The following is a 14,299-nucleotide window of genomic DNA, read 5'->3' on the forward strand; positions in this document are numbered from 1 at the left end:
CGAGAAACTTACATGCACCGGGATTTGTCGGAACAACACACCAAGGGCGAAGTGCTGATCGTGGAAGACACGCCGGCCTCGCTCAAGCTGCTGAGCGACCTGCTGACAGAAGCCGGCTACTACGTGCGTCAGGCGCCGAATGGCGAGCTGGCTTTGTGGACGGCGCAATCGCGCCCGCCGGAGCTGATACTGCTGGACGTGCGCATGCCGGGCATCGACGGCTTCGAGGTCTGCCGCCGGCTGAAGGCCACGCCGGAGCTGAGCCAGGTGCCGGTGATCTTCCTGTCGGCCCAGCACGATACCGACGACAAGGTGCGCGGCTTCGAGCTGGGCGCGGTCGACTTCATCGCCAAGCCCTTCCAGGCCGAGGAAATCCTGGCCCGCACCGACGCGCATGTGCGTCTGGCCCGCGCGCAGAAAGCACTGGCGACGGAACGCGCCTTGCTGGAAGAACGCGTGGCGGAACGGACTGCGGAACTGGCGAAGGAAGTCGAGCAGCGCCGCGCCAACGAGGAGTTCCTGCGCCTGGCCAGCCAGGTGTTCGAGGCGACCCAGGATGCCATCGTGGTCACCGACCGGGATGCGCGCATTGTCGCCACCAATCCCGCTTTCACGCAGATTTCCGGCTACACCGCCAAGGAGGTGCTGGGCGAAAGCATCGGCCTGCTGCACGCCGGTGATTCGGACGCCGGTTCCTTCGACGCCATGGTGCAGTCGGTGATGAAGACCGGCCACTGGTCGGGCGAAATCATGGCGCGCCGCAAGAACGGCGACACCTATCCGGGCCTGCTGAGCGCCTCGGTGGTGCGTGACGAAAAAGGCCAGGTGATCAACCATGTGGCAGTGTTCATGGACATCACCGAACGCAAGGCTGAGCAGCATTTGATCGATTTCCTGTCCAACCACGATGCGCTGACCGGCTTGCCGAATCGCCTGCTGGCACGCCAGCGCTTTGCGCAAACGCTGAACGCTGCCCGCCGCGAAGGCCGCTGCGTGGCCGTGATGTGCCTGGACCTGGACCGCTTCAAGAGCATCAACGACTCCTACGGTCATGATATGGGCGACAAGGCGCTGCAAGTGGTGTCGCGCTACCTGAGCGAGACGGTGCGCGACAACGACACGGTGACGCGGCAGGGCGGCGACGAATTCCAGATCATCGTCGCCGACGATCCGCAACTGAGCGCGACCCTGGCGCTGGCGCAGAAAATCCTGGCCGGCCTGCGCAAGGAGCTGGTGATCGACGGCCAGCAAATCACCGTCACCTCCAGTATCGGCATCGCGGTCAGCCTGACCGACGGCGACAGCTTCGATGAACTGGTGCGCAACGCCGACACGGCGCTGTTCCGCGCCAAGGAAATCGGCCGCGACAATTACGCCTTCTTCACCGAACGCATGGATGCGGAAATCCGCGACAAGCTGGCGATCCAGAGCCAGCTGCGCGGCGCCATCGCGCGTGACGAATTTGAAGTCCATTATCAGCCGCAGGTCTGCCTGAAGAGCGGCGCCATGGTTGGCGCCGAAGCGCTGCTTCGCTGGGACAACGCGGTGCTGGGCAAGGTGCCGCCGAACCGCTTCATTCCGCTGGCGGAGGAATATGGGCTGGTCAACTCCATCGGCGAGTGGGTGCTGGCAAGCGTGTGCGCGCAAATGAAGCGCTGGCAGGAGGCAGGGCTGGGCCAGATCAAAGTGGCAGTCAACCTGGCGGCCGGACAATTTGCCAACGACGCCACCGTGCCTTATGTGGAAAGCACGCTGCGTAAATTTGATGTGGCGGCCGAGTACCTGGGCCTGGAAATCACCGAGGGCACGGTGATGGGCGATCCGAACAAGGCGGTGGCGGCGCTGCGCCGGCTGAAGGACATCGGCGTCAGTATTTCGCTGGACGACTTTGGCACTGGCTACTCCAGCCTGAGCTACCTGAAACGCTTCCCGATCGATGTACTGAAGATCGATAAGTCCTTTGTCGACGATGTCACCACCGATAGCGCCGACGCGGCGATTGCGCTGTCGGTCATCTCGCTGGCGCACAACCTGAATATGCGGGTGATCGCCGAGGGTGTGGAAACCCGCGAACAGGTGGAGTTCCTGACCGGCCGTGGTTGCGATGAAATGCAGGGCTATTATTTCAGCCGGCCGTTGAACGCGGAAGGCTTTACCACGCTGCTGCGCGAGCGCCGCAATTTGTTGGATATGTAAACAGCACGTAATCAATCTACTCCTGGAGCGTTATGGAAAAGAAGTTCAGCACCGCCATCGCCGGCGCATGCCTGTTGTTGTGTCTAAACGCGGCCAGCGCCGCTTCGGTCGCTACTCCGGCCATCAAGCCGGGCCCGTCGGACGCGCAATTCAAGGCCATCTACACCCAGGAGTGGAAATGGCGCATCAGCCAGAAACAGGAAGACAGCGAAGATGACGACGACAGCGGCGTATCGCCGGTGCTGCCGCGCATCGACCTGGCCACGCAGAACCAGCGGCTGGCCTATTGGCAGGGCGTGATGAAGAAGCTGGACGGCATCAAGGAATCCCGCCTGTCGCCGCCGGAACGCATCAACTACCAGGTGTACAAGGCGCAGATCGCCGCCTTCATCGCTGCCCAGCAGTTCAAGGAATACGAAAAGCCGCTGAACGCCGATACCGCCTTCTGGTCGAATATGGCCGGCACCGCGCGCCGCGCGATGAGCAAGGAAAATGAATACCGCGACTACCTGAAGCAGCTGGCCGATGTGCCGCGCTACTTTAACGATGAAATCGTCAATATGCGCGCCGGCATGGCGCGTGGCTTCACGCCGCCGAAGATTACGCTGGTCGGCCGCGACGCTTCGATTACTTCGGTGAGCGAGGCGAAGACGCCGCAGGATACGGTGTTCTACCTGCCGTTCAAGAACATGCCGGCGTCGATTCCGGCCGAGAAGCAGGCAGCTTTGCGCGCGCAGGCGGTCAAGGCCATCGAGACTGCTGTGATCCCGGCCCACAAGGCGCTGCTGAAATTCATGCGTGAAGAGTATGTGCCGGCGTCGCGCGAAGCGCTGGCGGCCGAGACACTGCCGGACGGTAAAGCCTACTACCAGTCGAAGATCCTGGAGTTCACCACCACCAGCATGCATGCGGACCAGATCCATCAGATTGGCCTGGCCGAAATGGCCAAGATCCGCGCCGAGATGCACGACGTGATCAAGCAGGTCAAGTTTGAAGGCGACCTGCCGGCCTTCCTGCAATTCCTGCGCAGCGATCCGCAGTTCTACGCCAAAACGCCGGAAGAGCTGCTGATGCGCTCCGCCTGGGTGGCCAAGAAGTTCGACGCCAAGGTGGCGCAGTATTTCGGCTACCTGCCGCGCCGCCGCTTTGCAGTGATCCCGGTGCCGGACGATCAGGCCCCGTTCTACACCTCCGGCCGTGGTGGTCCTGGGGTCTACCTGGTCAATACCTACAATCTGCCGTCGCGCGCGCTGTACAGCATGCCGGCGCTGACGCTGCATGAATCGGCGCCGGGCCACGCCTTCCAGATGCCGATCGCGCTGGAGCAGAAGGGCCGTCCGCCATTCCGCAACGCCTATATCTCCGCCTACGGCGAAGGCTGGGCGCTGTACACCGAGCGCCTGGGCGCGGAAATGGGCATATACGAAACGCCGTACGAAACCTTCGGCATGCTGAGTTATCAGGCCTGGCGCGCTTCGCGCCTGGTGGTGGATACCGGCATACACAGCAAGGGCTGGACCCGCAAGCAGGCGCAGGACTATCTGCGCGAGAACACCGCGCTGTCGAATCACGAGATCGAAACGGAAGTGGATCGCTATATTTCGTGGCCGGGCCAGGCGCTGTCCTATTACCTGGGCGAGATGAGCATCATCAACGCGCGCAAGAAGGCAGAGCAGGCGCTGGGCCAGAAGTTCGACATCCGCAACTTCCACGACACGGTGCTGCAACTGGGGTCGGTGCCGCTGCCGGTGCTGGAAGCGCGCATCGACCAGTTCATCGCCGAGGGCGGAAAAAGCCCATATCCCGAGCTGGAGTGAGGCAAGCGTGACATTGTGAGTGTTTCTAGAGGGAATTGTTAGGTAAAATACCAGCACTTTTAACAATCCTTCTGGTTAAAACAATTGAACAAAACTTTATTTGCAGTAGCCATGGCCAGCGCCGTGCTGGCCATTCCTTCCTATGCCGCAGCCACCAAGGCGCCGGCCCCAAGCGCTGACTCCCGCAGCGTGCTGGCGCAGGTCGCCAAAGAATTAGATACCCTGAAGGACGAGCGCAACTACGCCAGGCAGCTGGATCGCTACGCGCAGTTCGAGTTTTCTCCTGAACTGCGTCCCAAGCTGAAGGAAATCTTCGGCACCGAGCGCCCATTCCCGCTGGAGCGCGCGCCGGACAGCGTCAAAGGCCAGATCAACTATGTCGGCAAGCTGGCGGCACATAGCTATAAGGTGTCGAGCGGCAGCGAATTCAGCTGGACCGAAGCCAGCGCCGACATCGCTACCGACAAGAGCGGCCGCCCGCTGAACATTACGGCGTCGTGGCCATCGGTGCTGGTCACCGGCCCTGGCAGTACGCTGAGCGCGGTGAATATGGGCATGACCAGCAAAATGCAGCGCGGCGCCGATGGTGTCGCGTATGGCAACACCGATATCCGGATAGGCGCCATCACTGCCCGTGGCGTCCAGCCGGGCAGCAGCGAAAGCAAGGAGGCCGTGCGCCTGGACGGCGTGTCGGTCCGCTCGGACATGACGCGCCGTGGCGCAACTGCGGAAACGGGCGCGCGTTTTTCGGTCGACGCCATCGTGCTGGGCGCGGAGCGGGTGGAGCGTGCCAATTTTGCGTTCCGCGTAACGAAAATTCCGGCCAATGACCTGGTGGCGCTGGACAAGGCGCTGCGCAATCAGGACAGCAGCAAACCACCGTCTTCAGCGCAGTTCAAGGAAATGATGACGGTCATGCAGGACTTCGGCAAACGCTGGGCCATCGCTGGCGCCACGCTGTTCATCGACGATATCAGCGCCAGCTATCGCGGCAATGTGGCGTCGATCAAGGGCAATATCGGTTTCCAGAAAGTGGTGGAGGCCGATTTCAAGAGCCCAATGGCGTGGGCGAAGAAGATCGTGGGGCGATTTGACGTGCGTGTGCCAGTGGCGCTGGTGAAAGACGTCGCGCGCGCGGCGGCCGCCAAGTCGGTCAATCCGGCGGCGCCGGATGCTGCCAAGCAGATCGAGAGCAGTGCCGACGCGATGTCGAGCGTGATGATCGGCAAGGCGGTCAGCAATGGCTTTGCGGTGATTGAGAAGGGCGAGCTGCGTTCCGCCATCGAGATCAAGAACGGCAAGCTGCAAATTAATGGCAAGGACATTGATGTGGCCAAGCAGCTGCAATCCATCAGCGGCGCCTTCCTGCCCAGGCCGGCGCCGGTGCCACCGGTGCCAACAGCTTCACCCGAGGCGCAGCCGGAACCGGCAGCAGAGTAATCGCCCATGGTGAACGCACATCCCAATGCGCGCCGTCGCACGGTGCTGCTGGCATTCAGCTTGATAGCACTGCGCGGTCACTCGGCCGCAGCCACCGCAACCATCTCCCCGATGAACGAACGGCAGTTCTGGGCGCTCGTCGGCGCGGTGAAAACTGAAGCTGGCGTTGACATCGACACCAGACCGGCCTTGCTGCAAAAACGCCTGCTGGCGCTGACGCCGGCCGCCATACAAGGCTTCCAGAAAAGATACGAAGCGCTGCTGGTGGAAGCCAACAGCTGGATGTTGTGGGGCGCTGCTGTCCTCATGGCAGACGCGTACACCGACGACGGTTTTAAATACTTCCGCGACTGGCTGATCTCCGAAGGCGAGCAGACTTACAAGCAAGCTGTCCTCAATCCGGACACACTGGCGCGTCTGCCGCCGCGCAATCACTTCAGCCTGGAGTCCTTCGGCTACGCCGCGCTCAAGGCCTACGCTGCCAAGGGCGCGGGGGAACTCGAACGCGACTTCAACATCGAATTTGCCGTGACCAGCGGAGACGAGGTCAGCTCGGCCGACCTGCCGAAGCGGCTACCCGCGCTGTTCGCCAAATACCGGAGGGGTTAGCATGTCGTTGGCGATCCAGTCCAGCACTGGCGGGCGATGCGGTTGCCAGCCCAGCTTGCGGGCGCGTTCGCCGCGCACGCGGCTGTTGGAGCCCAGGCCGTAAGAGGCCATTTCGTAACCCCATTCTTCCCTGGCCTGCTCCAGCGGCCAGTCCTGTGGCTCGCCCAGCTTGAGCGCCTTGGCGATGGCCGCGCTCATGTCGCGGAACGCTGCTTCGCCGCTTTCGACGAAGTAGAAGGCGCCGGCCTCGGTCTTGTCGAGCGCCAGCAGGTACAGGTCGACCACGTCGTCGATATGCACGTTGGACCAGATATTGCGGCCAGGGCCGACGTGGCGCACGATGCCGCTTTTGCGCGCCTGCTTCAGCAAACGTGGCAGCTGCACTGAATCGCGCGGCAGCGCGCCGTGGCCGTAGATCAGCGTATTGCACAGTACCGCAGAGCGTACGCCTTGTTTGGCGGCGTCCAGTACCAGCGTGTCGATGGCCACGCGCGCGGCCTTGTCGGCGGTCGGCGCCGGCAGCTGGTCTTCGTGGTAGACCTGCTCCGTGCCTTCGCCACCCGAGGCATCGCCGACGATGCTGGAGCCGCTGGTGTGCAGCAGCACTTTGCCCGAACCGGCCAGCGCCTCGACCAAGGCTTCCACCCCCGCGCGATTGTCGCTGCTGGCGGCGTTGATGACGGCGTCGGCCGCCTGCGCCTGAGCGATCAGCAGCGCGCGGTCGTTCAGCTCACCGAGCACGCCGGTGACGCCGATCTTTTTCACTTCCTCCAGCTGCTCCGGCTTGCGCACCAGGCCGAGCACTTCATGGCCGGCCTTGACCAGGCCTGCTGCGATAGAACCGCCGATAAAGCCGGCAGCGCCGGTGACGAATACTTTCATGTCCTGCTCCTGTTGTGTATATCAGAAGCAGACAGTATGGGGACGCACGCCGCGCGCACCAAGAGCGCCCGGATCAAAGCTCCCTTGCGCCGGTTTCAATAATCAGAAATAGGCGGTGGCGGTACGGGGCAGGACTCGACGCGCAAGATAATGGCGCAATAATAGACACTGGCCGCTACGTTGGGGCGGTATATTTTTAAGACTAGGAGAATTTAAGCGCGGGCTTGGGCGCCTGAGAGGTACTGCGTCGCGTCGTCAGCTGATTATGGGGCTGGCGGCGGAGAGAAGGGTAGAGCTTAGAAGTAGACAGTCGCGGTGACGGTCGACTTGTAGGTATCTGGCTGCGGCGTGGTTTGTGCAGGAACGACACCATATACAGTGTGTATTTGTGCCGCGCCGGTGCCGGTACCGGATTTGGTGTCCGTGCCTTGCGCATTCCCCCAGTTGGTGGCGCCGGCGGTCTGGTACAGATTGAAGCCGACGGTGCTGGTGTTGGCACCAGTACCGACCATCAGGCGTGCGGCGGTAGTCGAGCCAGCGACGTTACCTGCGTTCAGGCCGATATTGTAGGGCGTGGTGTTGGTGCAGGTGACGCTGACGGTGCTGTTGACGCTGACGTTGGCATTCAGCACGCCCTGCGATTGGCCGAAGTCCAGCGGGTTGGCGGAGATGATGCAGTCGGCGATGATTTTCAGGGTAACGTCAAAATTCTGGGTTTTGCTGCCGTTGCCGTACACGGCTGCGCCGCTCATCATTGGCAGCAGCGTGGCGCCGAAAACGGCCACCAGTGCAGCGCGGGTCAAGGTCTTGTTGATCATGATAATCTCCTTTGAGTTGAACATTTGTACGCAGTTCTGAACAATTTTTGTTTCTGCGCTTCAATGGTTTCAATTATTCCTCAGCTGTTAAAAACCTGCTTTTGCCGCATGCGGCAATACTTTTGGCAGCGTAGAAATTACAAAAATTATTTGCTGTGCGGCACTTTTTTACAACACTGGAAATCTGGTGCATGAGAAAAATCTTATGCGTCCGGCGGCAAAGGCGCACCGGCGTGGTGCGCTGTGCAATCTTGTGGTGCGCATCACGGCGCCTGGCATCGATTTGAGCTGGCATGCCGATTGCATAGGACAGCACATTATTTATATGTTTCTGCGCCATGCCCGATTGCACCTCATCGCGTGACCTTGCCGCCAGCCACAGTGCCTGGCAGGCCAGCCTCACGCTGGGCTTTGCCGACGACGCCGGCACCACGCGGCTGCTGAACAAGATCCACCAGGGGCCGCTGCGCGTGCAGAAGGCGCTGTATCCAGAAGACAGCAAGGTGTGCCACGCGATCATCGTGCATCCGCCCGGTGGCGTGGTCGGTGGTGATCAGCTGGAAATTGATATCGGCGTTGGCGATCACGCGCACGCCTTTATCAGTACACCGGGCGCCGCCAAGTGGTACAAGGCGAATGGCAAGGTGTCGCGCCAGTCGGTGCACCTGCACGTCAATCAGAACGCCGCGCTGGAATGGCTGCCGCAAGAGACGATCTTCTTTGATACCGCCAATGTGGTGCTTGAGCAGCAGGTGGAGCTGGCCGCCGGCGCCACCTTCCTTGGCTGCGAAATCCTGTGCATGGGCCGCAGCGGTTCTGGCGAAGTGTTCAATACCGGGCGCGTGCGCCAGCGCAGCAGCATCCGCCGTGAAGGACGGCTGATCTGGTGGGAGCAGGGCGACATCATCGGCGGACGCCTCGATAGCCCGCTGGCGCTGAACGGCCATAGCGTGTGCGCCACGCTGATCGCGGCTGGCCAGGCTTTACCCGCCGCCGTGCTCAACGAGATACGCGCCGACCTCAACGCCGATGGCGAACACATTTTCGGCGTTACCCAGACCAAGGGCGTGCTGGTGGCGCGCCATCTGGGCAATGACAGCGAGACAGCGCGCCGCCTGATGCTGGCCGTCTGGCGCCGCCTGCGCCCCTATCTGTTGCAACGCGAGGCGGTCACGCCGCGCATCTGGCAAACCTGAAAGAGCATAACGACATGGACTTGACTCCACGCGAAAAAGACAAGCTGTTGATTTTCACTGCGGGCCTGGTGGCGGAACGCCGCCTGGCGCGCGGTTTGCAGTTGAATTACCCGGAAGCGGTGGCGCTGATCAGCTGCGCCATCATGGAAGGTGCCCGCGACGGCAAAACTGTCGCAGAACTGATGTCCGAAGGCACGCGCATACTCACGCGCGCCGACGTCATGGAGGGTATCCCCGAAATGATCCCTGACATCCAGGTCGAAGCGACGTTCCCTGATGGGAGCAAGCTTGTGACTGTCCACAACCCCATCCCATAAGGAGTTCATCATGATCCCAGGTGAATACAAGCTTGAAGAAGGTGAGATCGGCCTGAACGTGGGCCGCGAAACCACCACCGTCGTGGTCACCAACCAGGGCGACCGCCCGGTGCAGATTGGTTCGCACTTCCATTTTTTTGAAGTCAACTCGGTGCTCAAGCTGGAGCGCTGGAAGGCCTATGGCATGCGCCTGAATATCGCTGCCGGCACAGCCGTGCGGTTCGAACCGGGCCAGCAGCGCACCGTGGAACTGGTCAAGCTGGACGGCGACCAGGAAGTGTATGGCTTCAATGGCAAGGTGATGGGAAAGCTCAGCTGATATGGTGACAATCTCGCGCCGCGCCTATGCCGAAATGTTCGGACCGACCACCGGGGACCGCATCCGCCTGGCCGATACCGGACTGTTTATCGAAATCGAAAAGGACTACGCCACTTACGGCGAAGAAGTGAAGTTCGGCGGCGGCAAGGTGATCCGCGACGGCATGGGCCAGTCGCAGCGCGTGGCGGCGCTGGTGATGGATACGGTGATCACCAACGCGGTGATCATCGACCACTGGGGCATCGTCAAGGCGGATATCGGCCTGAAGAACGGCATGATTGCCGGCATCGGCAAGGCCGGCAATCCCGACATCCAGCCGGACGTGACGATGGCGATCGGCGGCGCGACCGAGATCATCGCGGGCGAGGGCATGATCGTCACCGCCGGCGGCGTCGACACGCACATCCACTTCATCTGCCCGCAGCAGATCGAGGAAGCGCTGATGAGTGGCGTGACCACCATGATCGGCGGCGGCACCGGACCGTCGGCCGGCACCTCGGCCACCACTTGCACGCCGGGGCCGTGGCATTTGCATGCAATGCTGCAGGCGGCCGACGCGTTTCCGATGAACCTGGGCTTTCTCGGCAAGGGCAATGTCAGTCTGCCGGAACCGCTCGAAGAGCAGGTGCGCGCCGGCGCCATCGGCCTGAAGCTGCACGAGGACTGGGGCAGCACGCCGGCTGCCATCGACAACTGCCTGAGCGTGGCGGACCGGATGGATATCCAGGTCGCCATCCACAGCGATACGCTGAACGAAGGCGGCTATCTGGCCGACACGCTGGCGGCGTTCAAGGACCGCACCATTCACACTTTCCATACCGAAGGCGCGGGCGGCGGGCATGCGCCGGACATCATCGCGGCCGTAGGGCAGGGCAATGTGCTGCCGTCATCGACCAATCCGACCCGGCCGTTCACGGTGAATACGCTGGACGAGCACCTGGATATGCTGATGGTCTGCCATCACCTGGATGCGGCCATTACAGAGGACGTGGCGTTTGCCGAATCGCGCATACGCCGCGAGACGATTGCTGCGGAAGACATCCTGCACGATATCGGCGCGATCTCGATGATGTCGTCCGACTCGCAGGCCATGGGCCGTGTCGGCGAAGTGATCATGCGCACCTGGCAGACCGCGCACAAGATGAAGGAGCAGCGCGGCCCGCTGGCGCCGGATTCAGCACGCAACGATAACTTCCGCGTCAAGCGCTATATTGCCAAGTACACCATCAATCCAGCCATCACGCACGGCATCGCGCATGCGGTAGGTTCGCTGGAAGTGGGCAAGATCGCCGACCTGGTGCTGTGGAAGCCGGCCTTCTTCGGCGTCAAGCCGCAGATGATACTCAAGGGCGGCATGATCGCGGCGGCGCTGATGGGCGATCCGAATGCCTCGATCCCGACGCCACAGCCGGTGCACTACCGGCCGATGTTCGGCGCCTTCGGCGGCGGCTTGAAGAAGTCGTTCACCTTTGTGTCGCAGTCGGCGTATGAGGCCGGCATCGGCGAGCAGCTTGGCCTGCATAAAACCCTGATCGTGGCCAAGGGCATGCGCGCCTTGCGCAAGTCGGACATGATCCACAACAGCCTGGCGCCCAGCATGGACGTCAACCCCGAAACTTATGAAGTGCGCGCCGATGGCGAGCTGCTGGTCTGCGAAGCCGCGACCAGTCTGCCGATGGCACAGCGTTATTTCCTGTTCTGACGATGCTGACCTTACATACAAAAATCCCGCACGCCGACAGCGTGGCCGCGCAGCTGGTGCTGCCTTACGAGCTGCGCGAAAAATGCCGTCTACGCGCAACGCTGGACAGCGGCGAAGAGGTGGCCGTGTTCACCGTGCGCGGCACGGTGCTGCGCGATGGCGACCTGCTGACTGGCGAAGACCGGCGTGTGGTGCGCGTGGTTGCTGCGCCGGAGCCGACGTACAAAGTGGCGTGCGCCGATGCGCACACGCTGCTGCGTTGCGCCTTCCATCTGGGGAACCGTCACACGCAGGCACAGGTCGGCGATGGCTTCCTGCGCATCCGCGCGGACGCGGTGCTGAAAGAGATGCTGGCCGGGCTGGGCGCGACGGTGGCGGAGGAGATGGCGGCGTTCGAGCCGGAGTCCGGCGCGTACGGCGGCGGCCACGGCCACCATCACGATCATGGCCACGGACCGCTGGCGCCGATCCCGCTGCGCCAGAAGATCCACCGTCCGGGCGACCCGAAATAAATGCAGGCCGCCGCGCTGCTCCATCTGCTGCAATTCGCCAGTCCGGCCTTGCCGATTGGCGCGTACAGCTATTCGCAAGGGCTGGAGGCGGCGCTGGAGTGCGGCGAGGTGTGCGACGCCGACACGGCGCGCGCGTGGATCGTCCGCCATCTGCATGAAGTAGTCGCGCAATGGGAGGCGCCCATCACCTGGCGCTTGATGCAAGCCTGGTCGCGTCGAGACTGGTGCGCCGTCAGCGACTGGAGCGAAAAGTTCATCGCCTCGCGCGACAGCAGCGAATTCCGCGCCGAGACCATCCAGATGGGCTACTCGCTGAGCAAGCTGATCGCCGAGTTAGGCATTGCCGATGCCGACACGCTGGCCAAGCTGCAAGGTGAGAGCGAAGTCGCGCTGCCGACAGCATTTGCCTGCGCCGTCGCCGCGCTGCACATTCCTTGCGATGCGGCATTGCTGGCGATGCTGTTCGCGTGGGCCGAGAACCAGGTGCTGGTGTGCGTCAAGTCGGTGCCGCTGGGGCAGGTGGCCGGCCAGCGCATGCTGCTGTCGCTGCGTGAAGAAATCGAAGCCGCCGCCCGCTATGCGCAAACCGTCAGTGACGACGATATGTGCAACTGGGCGCCCGGCCTGTCGCTGCTGTCGATGCAGCACGAAGTGCAATACAGCCGTTTATACAGATCCTGAAAGAGCATTATGACGACATCCAATCCACTCCGCGTCGGCATCGGCGGCCCGGTCGGCTCCGGCAAGACCGCGCTGTGCGAAATGCTGTGCAAAGGCATGCGCGACCACTACGACATGGCCGTGATCACCAACGACATCTACACCAAGGAGGACATGGAAATCCTGCTGCGCGCCGATGCATTGCCGGCGGAGCGCCTGATGGGCGTGGAAACCGGCGGCTGCCCGCACACGGCGATCCGCGAGGACGCGTCGATCAACCTGGAAGCCATCGCCCGCATGCAGGCCGATTTTCCGCAACTGGACCTGATCCTGGTGGAGTCCGGCGGCGACAACCTGGCCGCCACCTTCAGCCCCGAGCTGTCCGACCTGACTATTTATGTGATCGATGTCGCCGGTGGCGAAAAAATTCCGCGCAAAGGCGGTCCCGGTATCACGCGCTCCGATCTGCTAATCATCAACAAGACCGACCTGGCGCCGCATGTCGGTGCGGATCTTGATGTGATGGCGCGCGACGCCAAACAGCAGCGTGGCAGCCGTCCATTTGTCTTCACCAATCTGCGCAGCGGTGAGGGCGTTGGCGCCGTCATCGACTATATCCGCCAACAAGGCTTGCTGGACCAATAAGGAGCACACATGAAAAAGACGATTATCGCCGGGGTGTTGGCGGCGGCTAGCGGGGCGGCCCTGGCGCATAGCGGCGACGGCGCGCATACACACGGCTTCCTGGCCGGCTTCACGCATCCGTTCACCGGCCTCGATCACCTGCTGGCGATGCTGGCCGTAGGCGCGTGGAGCGTGCGCCAGCCGAACGCCAAGTGGCTACCGGCGCTGTTCATCGGCATGCTGTTGGCTGGCATGGCGAGCGGCGCATTGGGGCTGAGCATTCCCGGACTGGAAACCGGCATCGCGCTGACTGTGGCGTTGATGGGGATATTGCTGGTAGCGGCCACACGCCTGCCCGCCGTGGCAGGTGCGTCGATGGTCAGCGTATTCGCGCTGCTGCATGGTAACGCGCATGGACACGAGCTGCCGCAAGCGATCAGCGCCGGCGGCTTGCTGGCCGCCAGCCTGTTGCTGGTGTATGGGGGGAGTCTGCTGGGCCGCGTCAGCCCGGCGCTGGCGGTGAAGGTGTCGGGCGCGGCGATTGCCGCCGCCGGAGCGATGCTGACAGCGGCTGCGTGATTATTTGCGTTCGTCGCTGCGGCGTTCTTGCAGCACGATCGGCGCTTGGTTCTGCGGATACAGACCATGGTGGCCTTCGTAGACGGCGCGAATGGCGGCCATGTCGGCTTCCTGGTCGCCGCTGAGGTGCAGGTGATCGATCATGCCCAGGGTCTTGCGTGGGTAGTCGATATATACCAGGCACAAAGGCACTTTGGCCTCCACCGCCAGGTGATAAAAGCCGCTCTTCCAGTTAGGGCGGTAGCTGCGCGATGCCTCCGGTGTGATGGCCAGCCAATACCAGTCGGCCGCGTTCATGCGCTCCGCTTGCGAACGTATCATGCCTTGCGGCGCGCTGCGGTCCACCGGCTCGCCGCCCAGAGCGCGGAACCAGCCGCCCAGCGGGGACTTGAACAGCGAATCCTTGGCCAGCCAGCGGAACGGCAGATTCAGCGCCCATTTGCACATCAGGCCAACAAAGAAGTCCCAGTTGGAGGTGTGCGGATAGACCACCACGATGCCGCGCGGGCCGGGCAGGGGGCGGTATAGAAAGCGCCAGCCGAACAGGTTCAGTACCCGCAGCGCCGCGCGGCGGCGCCAGGTGGGCAGCACCTCCGGCTTCATTTCAAAATCAGACATCTCACTACCC

General features: G+C 62.5%; 16 protein-coding genes. 12 read left to right on the plus strand and 4 right to left on the minus strand.

Going from position 1 to position 14,299, the window contains the following annotated elements; translation table 11 throughout:
* The first annotated feature begins 12 nt into the window (after positions 1-12).
* The 4 genes from KW842_RS00515 (at position 13) to KW842_RS00530 (ending at position 6,062) form a co-directional block, all read left to right on the plus strand.
* On the plus strand, positions 13-2,196 hold the full coding sequence (locus KW842_RS00515; RefSeq protein WP_218302138.1) for an EAL domain-containing protein: 2,184 nt from the start codon (positions 13-15) through the stop codon (positions 2,194-2,196).
* 32 nt (positions 2,197-2,228) lie between these two features.
* Positions 2,229-4,013: a DUF885 family protein gene (locus tag KW842_RS00520; RefSeq protein WP_218302139.1), complete on the plus strand. Its 1,785-nt coding sequence runs from the start codon at positions 2,229-2,231 to the stop codon at positions 4,011-4,013.
* Between the two features lie 111 nt (positions 4,014-4,124).
* Entirely contained in the window at positions 4,125-5,453 is a 1,329-nt protein-coding gene (locus tag KW842_RS00525) for a DUF945 family protein (RefSeq protein ID WP_218302140.1), read from the plus strand.
* A 6-nt stretch (positions 5,454-5,459) separates the two neighbouring features.
* A complete protein-coding gene (locus tag KW842_RS00530) occupies positions 5,460-6,062 on the plus strand; it encodes a DUF4240 domain-containing protein (RefSeq protein WP_218302141.1) in 603 nt (200 codons plus the stop codon).
* On the opposite strand, the gene KW842_RS00535 is transcribed toward KW842_RS00530, so the two are convergent.
* The 3 genes from KW842_RS00535 to KW842_RS00545 all read right to left on the minus strand — a co-directional run bounded on the left by KW842_RS00535 (position 6,027) and on the right by KW842_RS00545 (position 8,102).
* Complete coding sequence (locus KW842_RS00535; protein WP_218302142.1) at positions 6,027-6,944, minus strand: NAD-dependent epimerase/dehydratase family protein; 918 nt, start codon at positions 6,942-6,944, stop codon at positions 6,027-6,029. The two genes, KW842_RS00530 and KW842_RS00535, sit on opposite strands and share 36 nt — an antisense overlap.
* A gap of 296 nt (positions 6,945-7,240) precedes the next feature.
* Positions 7,241-7,762 (minus strand): spore coat U domain-containing protein, encoded by a 522-nt coding sequence (locus tag KW842_RS00540; protein ID WP_229223414.1) that lies wholly within the window; start codon positions 7,760-7,762, stop codon positions 7,241-7,243.
* Between the two features lie 73 nt (positions 7,763-7,835).
* Positions 7,836-8,102, minus strand: coding sequence for a hypothetical protein (locus tag KW842_RS00545; protein WP_218302144.1), 267 nt, complete (start codon positions 8,100-8,102; stop codon positions 7,836-7,838).
* Between KW842_RS00545 and KW842_RS00550 the strand changes: the two genes are divergently transcribed.
* Genes KW842_RS00550 through KW842_RS00585 form a run of 8 tightly spaced genes read left to right on the plus strand, consistent with a single transcriptional unit; the run spans position 8,101 to position 13,671 of the window.
* Positions 8,101-8,958 carry an urease accessory protein UreD gene (locus tag KW842_RS00550; protein WP_218302145.1) on the plus strand — a complete coding sequence of 286 codons (858 nt, stop codon included), beginning with the start codon at positions 8,101-8,103 and terminating at the stop codon, positions 8,956-8,958. The two genes, KW842_RS00545 and KW842_RS00550, sit on opposite strands and share 2 nt — an antisense overlap.
* Before the next feature lie 14 nt (positions 8,959-8,972).
* Entirely contained in the window at positions 8,973-9,275 is a 303-nt protein-coding gene (locus tag KW842_RS00555) for an urease subunit gamma (RefSeq protein WP_218302146.1), read from the plus strand.
* Between the two features lie 10 nt (positions 9,276-9,285).
* Positions 9,286-9,594: an urease subunit beta gene (locus KW842_RS00560; protein WP_218302147.1), complete on the plus strand. Its 309-nt coding sequence runs from the start codon at positions 9,286-9,288 to the stop codon at positions 9,592-9,594.
* A gap of 1 nt (position 9,595) precedes the next feature.
* Positions 9,596-11,296 carry an urease subunit alpha gene (gene ureC, locus KW842_RS00565; RefSeq protein ID WP_218302148.1) on the plus strand — a complete coding sequence of 567 codons (1,701 nt, stop codon included), beginning with the start codon at positions 9,596-9,598 and terminating at the stop codon, positions 11,294-11,296.
* 2 nt (positions 11,297-11,298) lie between these two features.
* Positions 11,299-11,808, plus strand: a complete 510-nt coding sequence (ureE, locus tag KW842_RS00570; RefSeq protein WP_218302149.1) for an urease accessory protein UreE — start codon at positions 11,299-11,301, stop codon at positions 11,806-11,808.
* On the plus strand, positions 11,809-12,489 hold the full coding sequence (locus KW842_RS00575) for an urease accessory protein UreF (RefSeq protein ID WP_218302150.1): 681 nt from the start codon (positions 11,809-11,811) through the stop codon (positions 12,487-12,489). It abuts the gene before it with no gap.
* A gap of 9 nt (positions 12,490-12,498) precedes the next feature.
* Complete coding sequence (gene ureG, locus KW842_RS00580; protein ID WP_218302151.1) at positions 12,499-13,113, plus strand: urease accessory protein UreG; 615 nt, start codon at positions 12,499-12,501, stop codon at positions 13,111-13,113.
* 9 nt (positions 13,114-13,122) lie between these two features.
* Positions 13,123-13,671 carry a HupE/UreJ family protein gene (locus KW842_RS00585; protein ID WP_218302152.1) on the plus strand — a complete coding sequence of 183 codons (549 nt, stop codon included), beginning with the start codon at positions 13,123-13,125 and terminating at the stop codon, positions 13,669-13,671.
* Here the strand turns inward: KW842_RS00585 and KW842_RS00590 are convergent, their stop codons facing one another.
* Positions 13,672-14,289, minus strand: a complete 618-nt coding sequence (locus tag KW842_RS00590) for a 1-acyl-sn-glycerol-3-phosphate acyltransferase (protein ID WP_218302153.1) — start codon at positions 14,287-14,289, stop codon at positions 13,672-13,674. It abuts the gene before it with no gap.
* Positions 14,290-14,299: the final 10 nt, after the last annotated feature.

It is taken from the genome of Duganella sp. sic0402 (genome assembly GCF_019219065.1).
GTDB lineage: Bacteria > Pseudomonadota > Gammaproteobacteria > Burkholderiales > Burkholderiaceae_D > Rugamonas.